This window comes from Paenibacillus sp. FSL R7-0652 (genome assembly GCF_038595045.1).
In the GTDB taxonomy this organism is placed as follows: domain Bacteria; phylum Bacillota; class Bacilli; order Paenibacillales; family Paenibacillaceae; genus Paenibacillus.
Map to the genome: position 1 here is coordinate 4,884,281 of NZ_CP152001.1, position 11,909 is coordinate 4,896,189.

Annotated in this window: 9 protein-coding genes; 6 read left to right on the forward strand and 3 right to left on the reverse strand. The window is 47.7% G+C overall.

The window, feature by feature from the left end; all coding sequences use genetic code 11:
* The first annotated feature begins 48 nt into the window (after positions 1–48).
* From MKY97_RS21380 to MKY97_RS21390, 3 genes are all read left to right on the forward strand, one after another.
* Positions 49–1,113, forward strand: coding sequence for a suppressor of fused domain protein (locus MKY97_RS21380; protein ID WP_342552282.1), 1,065 nt, complete (start codon positions 49–51; stop codon positions 1,111–1,113).
* 28 nt (positions 1,114–1,141) lie between these two features.
* The gene (locus MKY97_RS21385; RefSeq protein ID WP_342552283.1) at positions 1,142–1,903 is read left to right on the forward strand and encodes a LuxR C-terminal-related transcriptional regulator; all 762 of its coding nucleotides are present in this window, start codon (positions 1,142–1,144) and stop codon (positions 1,901–1,903) included.
* 102 nt (positions 1,904–2,005) lie between these two features.
* Positions 2,006–2,794: a hypothetical protein gene (locus MKY97_RS21390; protein WP_342552284.1), complete on the forward strand. Its 789-nt coding sequence runs from the start codon at positions 2,006–2,008 to the stop codon at positions 2,792–2,794.
* A 73-nt stretch (positions 2,795–2,867) separates the two neighbouring features.
* Here the strand turns inward: MKY97_RS21390 and MKY97_RS21395 are convergent, their stop codons facing one another.
* Positions 2,868–4,619, reverse strand: coding sequence for an ABC transporter ATP-binding protein (locus tag MKY97_RS21395; RefSeq protein ID WP_342552285.1), 1,752 nt, complete (start codon positions 4,617–4,619; stop codon positions 2,868–2,870).
* Positions 4,620–4,831: 212 nt separating this feature from the next.
* Between MKY97_RS21395 and MKY97_RS21400 the strand changes: the two genes are divergently transcribed.
* From MKY97_RS21400 to MKY97_RS21410, 3 genes are all read left to right on the forward strand, one after another.
* On the forward strand, positions 4,832–6,208 hold the full coding sequence (locus MKY97_RS21400) for an ABC transporter permease (protein WP_342556416.1): 1,377 nt from the start codon (positions 4,832–4,834) through the stop codon (positions 6,206–6,208).
* A 12-nt stretch (positions 6,209–6,220) separates the two neighbouring features.
* Entirely contained in the window at positions 6,221–7,735 is a 1,515-nt protein-coding gene (locus MKY97_RS21405; RefSeq protein ID WP_342552286.1) for an ABC transporter permease, read from the forward strand.
* Between the two features lie 297 nt (positions 7,736–8,032).
* Entirely contained in the window at positions 8,033–9,853 is a 1,821-nt protein-coding gene (locus tag MKY97_RS21410; protein WP_342552287.1) for an ABC transporter substrate-binding protein, read from the forward strand.
* A gap of 63 nt (positions 9,854–9,916) precedes the next feature.
* On the opposite strand, the gene MKY97_RS21415 is transcribed toward MKY97_RS21410, so the two are convergent.
* Positions 9,917–10,558 (reverse strand): sugar O-acetyltransferase, encoded by a 642-nt coding sequence (locus MKY97_RS21415; protein WP_342552288.1) that lies wholly within the window; start codon positions 10,556–10,558, stop codon positions 9,917–9,919.
* A gap of 280 nt (positions 10,559–10,838) precedes the next feature.
* Positions 10,839–11,846 (reverse strand): ROK family protein, encoded by a 1,008-nt coding sequence (locus MKY97_RS21420; RefSeq protein ID WP_342552289.1) that lies wholly within the window; start codon positions 11,844–11,846, stop codon positions 10,839–10,841.
* Positions 11,847–11,909 lie beyond the last annotated feature (63 nt).

Sequence of the window (11,909 nt, forward strand, 5' to 3'; positions counted from 1 at the left end):
ATTTTAAATGATTTGCAGGGGGAAGAACAGCCAAGGAGGAATCAAGCAATGACTCAAGAAGAGAATACATCCGGCTGGGATGCCATAGATCATGCGATGCAGCAGTTGTATGGAGAACAGGAACCTAAACATTACGGTACAGCCATTCCGTATATGCTCGGCGGCCCGGACCCGCTGGACGGCATCAGCGCTTACGCTGTCGATACGCCTATGCCTCACTGGCACTTTGTTACGTACGGTTTCTCGGAATTGTATGACAAAGAATCTGATGATCCATCCAGAAGCGGATACGGTTTCGAGCTTACCTTTCGCCTGACCCGCTGTGAAGATGAATCGGAACCGCCGGCATGGGCGCTGAATTTGTTACAAAACATGGGCCGATATGTCTTTAACAGCGGTAATCTGTTTCAACCCGGAGATTATCTGGATGCGAACGGTCCTATTTGCCTGGACTCGGATACGCTGCTCACTGCGCTGGCTTTTCTAGAAGACCCGGATCTGCATGAACTAAACAGCCCTAATGGCTCCGTTCAGTTTATTCAGATGATCGGCATAACCTGTCGGGAACTGGAGATGATCCAGAGCTGGAATACTCGCGGTTTTCTAGCCGCCTGTGAGAGCTATATGCCCAAGTATGTAACCGATCTAATGAGAAATTCCTATGCTGATATCCCTTCGGTTATTCAGGCCACGGAGCGCGGCATTGAAACCGACGGTTCAAGCACTGCCTTTTTATTCATACAACAACTGAGCTGGGAGTCCCCGCGCAAAAAGCTGCTGCAGAAAAACATCCCTGCTAAGCTGCAGTTTGGTGCGAAACAGACAGCACTTCTGGGCAGCATTCTCCGCAGCCGAATCGCCAAGAAAAGAAGTTTATCCCTGATTGGACCGGATGTCCGTATCATCATTGAACCCGGGAATCAGCCGTCTCTGACGGAAACAGAGCAGGAGGTCAAGCTGATCGTGAATCAGCAGGCAGTTGACGAAATTACAGGACAGCTTCGTCCGCAGGCCGGTTCTTTTGTAGTTCCTTCTCTGGACAAGCTTGTTATTGAAGTTGTACCCACACAAATTACAGATCAAGAAGGCAATGTGATCAAAACGATCGGTTGATCACTGAAGGAAAGCAAGGAGGAAGGACATGTCTGCCCATACATCGGCCTCACGGCCTTATCACTATCGTGCTGGAGTTCATTCGGCAGCGCCAGCGAACTTTCATTATTTAACGCAAACCGGAACCGATCGGCTGTGTAAAATCAATCATTTTCTGATTCAGGCATTCCGCCGCAGCATTTCGGATATTAAAGAGCATTTGACAGGAACCTTTCTATTCCTCCTGACAGACGTTAATGGCGTACTGCTGTCTCTGGACTACAGCCTTAACCTGGAATCCGAGGTGAAGCAATCCCCTATTCAGCCGGGACTCAGCTTCGCCGCCAAGAGCTGTGGCGTCAATGCCATCTCCCGAACGATGGAGGCCAACGAGCCTGTATTTCTGCTGCCGGAGCAGCATGAAAGCCCGTTTTTCCAAAGCTGGCACTGTTATGCCGTTCCTCTGTATATGGGGTCTCAGCACTTCGGTTATCTTGATGTATCTACGATTAATGGTGATATGCAGCATGAATTAAAGGCTATTGCCAAGCTGATCCCCGCATACATGCAGAACAGTTACCACAGTCAGCAAGCGGCAAAACCAGAGGAACAGCAGCAGATCGAATTCACAAACCGGCAGTTAACCATTCTGGAGATGATATCCCGAGGCTGGACGGTGAAAGCGATCGCACTGCAGTTAAAGATCAAGGAATGTACCGTCAATCATCATAAAAAAGTCATTTTCAACAAATTAGGTGTTCAGTCCAGCACAGAAGCTGTTTCAATGGCCAGCCGTTTGTCTTATTTATAGAAGACCCCTATAGTATCCTATAGGTGGAAAAAGAGAACACACGTGCTACAATTGTTGTACGCACAACAGAAGAGAGAATAACACACATCTCAGGAGGGTATTATGTCTATTACGAAAAAAACGTCTTTATTTGCCATGCTCATTATGATGATGCTTGCAGTCGCCGCCTGCGGTGACAAAGCAGATAACAATACAAAATCAAATGAGCCCGCTGCTGCGGAAACAACTGCAGGGGCAGATGCCGGCACAGCCAAAACCGATGATTCGGATAAAAACGACAAATCAGAAGCGTCCAGCGAAGACAGCAAAGAAACGGATAACACATCTAAAGTGGAGCTGGGAACAACACAAAAGGGCTCATACACAAATGATTATTTCGGTGTATCCCTTAAATTTCCAGAGGCATGGGAATTCCAGGACGCCGAGGGCATGAATCAACTGACAAGTGCTTCCTCTGAAGCGATTGCCGGTGATGATGCAGCCAAGAAAAAGCAGATGGAACTCTCCCAGACCAAAACACTGAACCTGCTCATGGCATCCCAATATCCGCTGGATGGCGGTAAAGTAGGTCCATCAGCGATGGCCATTGCCGAAAAGGTAAGCCTGCTGCAGGGGATTCGTACCGGAGAGGACTACCTGAAAGCTACCAAGAAGTTCATGGAAGACAGCAATTTCCCTTATACCTACAAGGACTTCACAACCGAAACGATCGGTGGTAAAGAGATGAATCTGATGCAAATTACGATGGATGCCGGAGACGGAACGACAATTACACAGGACTACTACAGCACCATTATTGAAGGTTATGCATTCAACTTCATCTTCACGTATGTAGACGAAAAATCCAAATCAGAGATCGACACCATCAAAAAGTCGGTTCAATTCAAATAAGACCAAACCCCGGCAGCGATCTAAACCGATCACGCCGGGGTTCTTTGTTGTCTTTTGCTATACAAATAATCGTTTAACCGGACAAGGCAACCCAATGTCCTTCCTTCACTTCGACCCATCTGGACTGCTCCAGATTATACCGGTCACTCGTGCCTTCCGCTTCCTTCTCCTGGTTCGTCACCATCGCACGCGGTTTATTCTTCTCAACAGCCGGATCAGGAACCGGAATCGCTGAAAGCAGCGCTCTCGTATAGGGATGCTGCGGGTTCGCGTACAGTTCCTCACTCTCGGCAAGCTCCACGATTTTACCGCTGTACATGACAGCAACCCGATCACTGATATGTTTAACCATAGACAGATCATGTGCGATGAACAAATACGTTAAGCCCAATCGCTGCTGGAGTTCTTCAAGCAGCTGTACGATCTGCGCCTGAATGGAGACATCCAGGGCAGACAGCGGCTCGTCGCAGACAATAAACTCCGGTTCTACCGCAAGCGCTCTTGCAATGCCAATCCGCTGACGCTGTCCACCCGAGAACTCATGCGGATACCGCTGTGCATGCGAAGGATCAAGACCAACCAGCTCCAGCAGTTCCTCTACCCTTTTTTCCCGCTGCCTTGCAGTCCCGGCGAGCTGATGAATATCAAGAGCTTCGCCAATAATATCCATAATCCTCATTTTAGGGTTCAATGAAGCATACGGGTCCTGGAAAATGATCTGCATATGTCTTCGCATCGTTTTCATCTCCGCAGGAGTGAGCCGCTGCAGCGGAATGCCTTTAAACAGCACGTCTCCACCCGTAGGTTCATGTAAACGAAGTATCGCCCGTCCCGTCGTTGATTTCCCGCTGCCCGACTCGCCTACGACACCAAGGGTCTCTCCCTGACGAATATGAAAACTGATATCATTCACCGCTTTTAACGTATTGCCTTTGCCTAGATTAAAATATTGTTTGAGGGATCTGACCTCAAGGAGCGGCTGATGGTCCTGCAGCTCTTTGGACACCTGGAATATCGGTTTTGGTTTCTTCTTCTCATCCAGGCGCGGCAGTGCATGCAGCAGACGAATCGTATACGGATGTTTCGGGCTGGCGAAGATTTCCTCCGTTGTACCTGTCTCCACGATCTGTCCTTCTTTCATTACGACAACCCGATCACACATGCCGGCTACGACGCCCAAGTCATGCGTAATGAGAATAATAGACGTATCCAGCTGCTCCTGCATATCCTTCATCAGATTCAGAATCTGAGCCTGAATCGTTACATCCAGTGCCGTTGTCGGTTCGTCAGCAATCAGCAGTTCCGGTCGGCATGCAAGGGCGATACCAATCATCACCCGCTGCCGCATCCCTCCTGAAAATTCATGTGGATACTGATTGTAACGGATAGCGCTTTGTTTGATGCCTACCCGTTCCATCATCGCGATGGCCTGTTTCTTCGCTTCCCTTTTGGACAGTTTCTGATGTTTAATCAGACTCTCCGCGATTTGTTGACCAACTTTAAGGGTCGGATTAAGCGAACTCATCGGGTCTTGGAAGATCATGCCGATATCCCTTCCGCGAATATGCTCCATCTCTTTTTGTGATTTGCCCGCAAGATCCACCCCTTTAAAGAGAATCTCACCCGATTTCATCTGCGAAGGAGGCGAGGCAAGAAGCCTCATAATGGAACGTGCAGTCACACTTTTCCCGCTGCCCGATTCCCCTACAATGCCAAGCGTCTCGCCTTTCCGCAGTTCGAAACTGACCTGCCTCACTGCCTGAAATTCACTGTCTCCTGTATAAAAAGAGACGGACAACTCATTTACTTTTAATAAAGGCTCCATGTGTACACCATTCCTTTCATGGCTTCTCCATCTTTTTATATGTATACAGTTCCATACCTTGACAATTGTTTACGCCCTAAATAATATATACTATATTGATCGGAATAATGCAATTTAAACCTCGGTGAAAGGAGATCTCAGGATTGACTGTTAGAGCAGTACCCCACAGAAGCTCACGTCTGGTAGATCATTTAAGCTTTATTTATGGTAAAATGCTGCTCCATCCCGTTTATCGATATGTATTGATCATACTCGGATTACCGATCAATCTGATCGTTTATATGGTCTGGCGCTCCGATCGCAAGCAGGATGACTGGTCGGCTGTCAGACAATCGGTTGAAGAGGAAATGCAGAGCACTTCCTATCGGGACTTCAAACGACTGGAACTGGAAGACCAGTTGAGACGCAAACATCGTTTTTTCAGGCAGGAAGTCAGCGAGGCAGCATTCAAGCAGCAGGCCGAGAGCTGGCTTGAGGAAACGTTCCAGCAAGAACTGCAGGAGCGAATGTCCCGCAAACTGCAGGAACAGGGACGTCGTCGCCTCGGAATGTCTGATACATTTGGTACGCTGATTGCGCAGCCCTGGTTTTTGGTTTTATCCATCATTCCCGGCTGTATGATGTATCTCATCCTATTTCTCTATGGTAATGCGTATCTCAAGTACATATTTGAAAGAGTACTCATGACAATCTTTGTCATTCTTGGTGTAGCAGCGCTCGTATTTACGATACTTTACTTATCTCCGTTCAACCCGGCGGCCAACATTCTCGGTGTAACCGCTACACAAGAGCAGATTGCAGCTTTTAATCATGTGTATGGTCTGGATCAGCCTTATCTGACACAGCTCTGGAACAATATCAAGGGCGTTGCAATGTTTGATCTTGGCAAATCTTTTGCGGGTAATGAGAATGTCACGGCAACGATTGCGCGAAAGTTTCCGATTACCCTGACACTTGCCGCGATTTCCCTGCTGATCGCTGTTGTGATCGCGCTGCCGATTGGAATTATTTCTGCAATTAAGCCCAATTCATGGTTTGACTACACGTTTATGTTCATCGCCCTGATCGGGCTGTCGATCCCGAACTTCTGGCAGGGCCTGATCTTTATTCTGAATTTTTCGATTAAAATGCAGTGGCTTCCCGCCACGTTTAATCCGCAGAACTGGCTGTCCATGATTATGCCGGTCATTGTGCTTGGTACAGGACTAACCGCAGCTGTCGCCCGGATGACCCGTTCATCCACGCTGGAGGTCATTCATGAAGATTATGTCATGACCGCTCGGGCCAAAGGTTTAAGTAAACGTCAAGTCATGCTGAAACATGCGCTGCGGAATGCCCTTATTCCTATTATTACAGTCGTGGGGCTTCAATTCGGGGCCATGCTCGGCGGGGCAGCGGTAACCGAAAAGGTGTTTAACATCAGCGGACTGGGCAGTTACATTGTGGATAAACAATTTATTCCCGATATTCCGAGTATTATGGGCGGAGTAATCTATACGGCAATCACCATCTCTATCGTGAATGTTGTGGTTGACCTGTTTTACGCGTTTATCGATCCGAGGGTCCGCTCCAAAATGAAACAATATTAAAGCAGGTGTATTATGACAAAATCAAGCTCCCTTACGCAGACAATGCGTTTCCGGCTCAAGTCTTCACACGAATACAGTCAAGCCAGCTTCGCATGGATCACTTCGGTTCTGCTGACCTTGTTACTGCTGCTGAACAGTTATGACTGGACCGGGCAGGCGTTCAAATCTTTGACAGCCGCAGCGGCCGGCATCTATCTGTTCTTTACGCTCATGCAAAGTCTGCTCGTCATTCGAATCAGACGGGATCTAATGCAGCAAGGAGCTGTAAGTGTTCTGACGCGCAGACTGGCCTGGGTGCAGCTGCTGGCTGCTTTTACCGGTAATATTTTTATCGTAACAGCCGCTTTCCATCTGCTTCGACGGCAGAAAAGTATTGAGTATACGTTCGCCGTATATACACTGCTGACACAGCTATTTGTGATTGGTGTATCCGCGTTGAATGTGTTTAAACCTTATGTGGCCGATACCTTTCTGCCTTCTATGGCGGTACTATTATGTATTCTGATTGTGGATCTGGTTGTACTCATCATCGTATCCCGATATGATGCGTCTTCTCCTCTGCCTCGCTGGATGACAGCTGTAGGCATAGTGATGATTGTTAGCGTGATTACGGGCAATATTTTCGCACTGCTGCTGGGGATTTCGATCCTTCGCCGAATTCGCAGGCAGGGCAAACAGGGAACCAATTTTTGGAATGACCTGTGGGAGCGCCTTGCACCGAATATGACGGCGATGTCCGGGCTCTTTTTTATCATCTTCCTGTTCTCGATCTCCATCTGCAGTTTCTTTACGTTCGACTACAGCATGGCGGTGGAAAACAATTATGCAGCCCTGCTTCAGCCGCCTTCCCTGGCTTATCCCTTGGGGACGGATGATTTTGGCCGATGTCTGTTTTCCCGCATCGTGTTTGGTGCACGGATTTCCTTGATAGTCGGTTTGATGTCCACGGTGATTCCGGTTGTGATTGGCGGTGTACTGGGTGCTTTCTCGGGTTTCTACGGGAGACATACGGATAACATCATCATGCGTCTTCTGGATATTTTGTACGCCATTCCAGGGATTCTGCTCGCCATCGCGATCATTGCAGCTTTTGGGGCCAACACGGTTAATCTGATCATTGCCCTGAGTCTGGGTTCAATTCCAACGTATGCCCGAACGATGCGGGCCAGTGTGCTTTATGTATCCACCTTTGAGTTTGTGGAGGCAGCACGTGCTCTCGGTTACAACAACCGTACGATCATTTTCAAACACATCATTCCCAATTCACTTGCACCGATGATCATCAAATCTACACTGACCATTGGCGGAGCTGTCATTGCAACCAGCAGTTTGAGTTACCTCGGGCTTGGCGTAGAACCGCATATACCGGAATGGGGTAACATTCTGAAGCTGGGCAGCACCTACCTGGAGACCCATTCGTATATGGCGATTTACCCGGGACTTGCAATTATTCTGCTTGTGCTTTCGTTTAACTTTCTCGGTGACGGATTGCGGGATGCACTGGATCCCAAACTGGAGAAAGCGTGACGGATCGATTTTAATTTACATGATTTTAAAAGTTGAACTATTCTTTTACACAGAAACGGAGAGGACAGAAAAAACCTGGAAAAGCGGAGCTAAAAGCTTTCTGCAAGAAAGCTACATCGGAAGCATATGCCACGCCTTTATCACCGGATTTTCCCCTTTCGAAAAGGAATCAAAAAAATCTGGTTAACCGCTACTCTACAGGTTACTCTGTCATCGGAGTGCTCCGTGTAAACCTCTTAGTTCAATTTCCATAGAAAAATCATACATCACATCTATTGATACAATGGAGGTATTCCCATGAAAAAACGTACACTTGTCACCCTGCTGCTGATTCTCGTGCTTGTGATCTCCGGCTGCAGTGTAAAAACAAAAACGGAATCTCAGGAGCAGAACAAACCGTCCGATACCGACCAGACTGCTCCTAAAGCAGTGGACATCGAGCTGCTTGCCATGAGTTCTTCCGAGAGCGATGTCAACATTGTCCGCGACCAACTGACCAAAAATGGCTTCAATGTGAAGTTGAATCTGCAGCCGGATTACGGCAGCTTCAAATCTCAGCAGGATGCAGGCAACTACGATATCGCATTGTCCAGCTGGACAACGGTAACGGGCAATCCGGACTATGCGGTGCGCTCCCTTTTCAAAACAGGCGGAGATTACAGCATCGTTGCGGATAAAGAAATCGACAAGCTCATCGATCAGGCTGCCACCCAAACACCTGAAGCGTACAAAAATACGTATAAACAGCTGGAAGACCGTCTGGTTACCGATCAGGCATATATCGCTCCGCTGTATATCTCTATGAAAAGTCAGGCTGTAAACAAAGACATACTGAATGTCGATACGGTTCGCCTGTCCAAATCCCGTGCGCTGGCATGGGAGCCGATTGAGTTCAAGGACAGCACCAAAAACAGCAAAGATCCATTGATTTTGACCCAAGCTGCATCCGTACTGACTTCCCTTGACCCGATCAAAGGAAACGATGGTTCAATTAACCAGATTAATACCAATCTGTATGTTCGTCTCGTCAACTTGACGGATGATGATCAACTGACGGCTGACGGGTCACTTTCACGAAATTTTACAATTGCTGACGGAAATTCCGATTACTATTTTGTTCTGCGTGACGACATCAATTTTGCCAAAATTGAGAACAAGAAAGCAGTAGATACCGGCGAACGCGTAGGTGCGGATGACGTGATCTTCTCTCTCGACCGTGCCAGAAATAAAGACTCCGTTCCAGATCACCGCACATACAGTCTGCACGAACATATCAAGCAGGCAGAGCTGGTTACCGACTTGAACGCCTTGGAATCCGTTAAACAATCCGGGGGCAGCGGGTCCGTGCTCGAAGCTCTGAATCAAGGACTGGATAGCGATATCAAGGAACTTGTCAGCGATAAAACACAAGCCAATAACGGTGCGGGCAAATACCAGGTGGTTAAAGTGACCACCACTGAACCGTTCCCGCAGGTGCTGAACTATCTGGCCCACCAATCCGCAGGAATCGTATCCAAGAAACAAGTGGAAAGCATCAACACATATGATGTCGCATCCTTCGATGTGAACAAGGATATTCCTTATGGTGACCAAAATACCGTAACCGAAGGTGCAGGCTATAACAACACACTTTATACCAGCGGCCCTTATATCCTTTCTTATAAAAATGACTACGAAGGCGTCTTTCTGAAAAACCCGGGATACCGTAAAGGTTCGGACTTCGCTCCGAAGATTGATCAGGTTAATGTACGCTTCATCGCTGATCCGGACAGTGCCCTGTCTGCGCTTCGCAGCAGTGAAATCCACCTGTACTACGGGGTGTCTGAGACCAAAAATGATATTATCCAGAATGACAGCAAACTGCAGCTGCAGAGCATTCCGAGCAATGCCGTATCCTATCTGCTGTTCAACACAGCTAACCGAGAAGTGGCCAAGAGCAGTGATCTGAGAAAAGCGGTACTGTATTCCATTAATCAGGATGAGATTCTGCAGTTCTACAAAAATAACAAACTCAAAGCTTACTCCACCGTAAGCCCGCTTGTTCAAACCGGAAACGAACTGAAAGCTGATCCGGCCAAAGTGAAACAATTCCTGAGCAGCTATAACACATCAAAATAAACACCTGAACGCAAAAGGGTGCCGCCGATCAATCTTCTACTGATCCTGGTGGCACCCTTTTTCCTATGATTCCGGCACTTGGCAGTCCGCCAAAATATCGGGGTAATTCCGCATGCTGTCCGCTTCGGTAATGCTGCGCATGACTCTGCACGGCACACCTGCTGCAAGCGAATGCGGCGGAATATCACGTGTAACCACACTGCCTGCTCCAATGACACAGCCGTCACCAATGGTTACACCCCCGCACACGGTAACATTCGCGGACAGCCATACATCGTTACCAATCGTAACAGGTTTGGCGTAACAGAGTGATTTCAATTCGCCATGCTGATCCAGCATCTGTCTCCGCTCACTTGCGATCAAAGGATGAACAGGCGTCACGATGGTGACGTTGGGCCCAAAGCTGGTGTAATCTCCGATCGTCACCTGCGCATCATCCTGTATAGTCAGATTGTAATTACCGAAGAAGCGGCGGCCAATCCGGGTATGCACGCCGTAATGAAAGAATATGGGGCCTTGTATATATCCGCCCTCCCCCATTTCCCCCACCAACCGCTGTAATATCTGCTGTCTTTCCTCCGTCTGCTCCTCAAAGGTCTGACTGTAACGCTGGCTGAGATCGTGAGCCCGCCGCTTTACTGTCTTTAAGTCCGGGTCAGCCGGATTAAATAACATGCCCTTCATCATTCTCTCTTCTTCACGCATTGTGCTTCTCCTCATCTATTCCTTGTTCCTGCAGATCCATCATGTGTCCCTCCAATTGAATTAAAGATGCAGACAGAGAGCGTAATACCAATCGTTTCTTCCTGCTCATTCACCACTTTATAATTTATCTTTATAAATTATATTTAATAAGTGTGCAGATGGCGTCTCTCTCATGATATGATCGTACTCCTTGTAACTGGTTCCATGTCAACAACGGGTTTTCGTAAGCTCATTTTCGGTTCCTGCAGTGCAAAAAAATCCACAGAACTCGTTCTGCGGATCATAAAGCATCCGATAAAATGGAAGACTTCAACGTTTGAAGAACCATTTCTTTTAATCCCGTATTAAAATCATCCTGGAACGCGTCCTGATGAACGATCTCCGGCAGAGTCGGCATCGTGTGTTCTTCGGTGTACTGTCTCCATGCCAAGTCCAATTCTTGTTTCTCCACCCGTTCCTGATAGACTACAATCTGATGTGGGGCCGCAACGGCATTAACCGTGTGCAGCGTCCGGCATACCTGGTTTATAAAATCCTTCTTACTCATTTCCTGCTTCCAATCAGGGGAGTACGGAAGATACTTGATCTCTCCAAACATGCCATTTTTGCCACGAATGATCTGTCCGTTCAGCACCATCCCCATACCTGGCGGATAACGATGCGGAAAATAAATGCCTGCCACACTCTGCTCCTGAAGATTAGCATGCTGTGTACAATATCCGCTGATCGCGGCATTCACATCATTCTCTACGAGTACTTTCATCTGGAACTTATCCTCAATCTCCCGAATCAATTGGGAGTGAATAAGCTCCTCATGACTGCTCACGGTAATGTCCCCATCTACGGCCTGCCCCGGGATTCCCATGCCGATCATCTGGATGGAAGGATTTGCTGCTGTGAAACGTGCAATGAGATGCAGCACATGCTCTTTATCAAAAACAGGCAGGAGGCTCTCTTCCTTCATTACAACCTCATTCTCAAGATTAATTACCGACGCCGAGATTAACTGCTGACCTCTCATCTCTTTCATGGACAGAACAAGCGCGAGCTTATAGTTAAAATTATATCGATATGCCTGGGCAGGACGACCGCCATTGGAAGGCACGATTTTATCCTGAATCAGTTCTCCACCGTCGCATAACTCCTGAATCAGTGCGTTAATTGTGACCACGCTGAGACTGGTTAACGAAGCGAGCTGTGGTTTCGTTGCAGTTCCGATCTGCTGCATGACTTCACGCACATTATTCATATTGATGTGTTTCATCATTGTAGCATTAGCTTTTCTCATATGCCTCTCGTTTCCAGCCCGGTTCAAAAGACCAAAGCAATCGTATTCATGTTATATATTCCT

Excerpts from the sequence above, each read along its gene's own strand:
- MKY97_RS21395 (WP_342552285.1), bottom strand. The coding sequence starts at position 4,619 with ATGGAGCCTTTATTAAAAGTAAATGAGTTGTCCGTCTCTTTTTATACA.
- MKY97_RS21420 (WP_342552289.1), bottom strand. The coding sequence starts at position 11,846 with ATGAGAAAAGCTAATGCTACAATGATGAAACACATCAATATGAATAAT.
- MKY97_RS21385 (WP_342552283.1), top strand. The coding sequence starts at position 1,142 with ATGTCTGCCCATACATCGGCCTCACGGCCTTATCACTATCGTGCTGGA.
- MKY97_RS21405 (WP_342552286.1), top strand. The coding sequence starts at position 6,221 with ATGACAAAATCAAGCTCCCTTACGCAGACAATGCGTTTCCGGCTCAAG.
- MKY97_RS21380 (WP_342552282.1), top strand. The coding sequence starts at position 49 with ATGACTCAAGAAGAGAATACATCCGGCTGGGATGCCATAGATCATGCG.
- MKY97_RS21415 (WP_342552288.1), bottom strand. The coding sequence starts at position 10,558 with ATGCGTGAAGAAGAGAGAATGATGAAGGGCATGTTATTTAATCCGGCT.
- MKY97_RS21400 (WP_342556416.1), top strand. The coding sequence starts at position 4,832 with ATGCTGCTCCATCCCGTTTATCGATATGTATTGATCATACTCGGATTA.
- MKY97_RS21390 (WP_342552284.1), top strand. The coding sequence starts at position 2,006 with ATGTCTATTACGAAAAAAACGTCTTTATTTGCCATGCTCATTATGATG.
- MKY97_RS21410 (WP_342552287.1), top strand. The coding sequence starts at position 8,033 with ATGAAAAAACGTACACTTGTCACCCTGCTGCTGATTCTCGTGCTTGTG.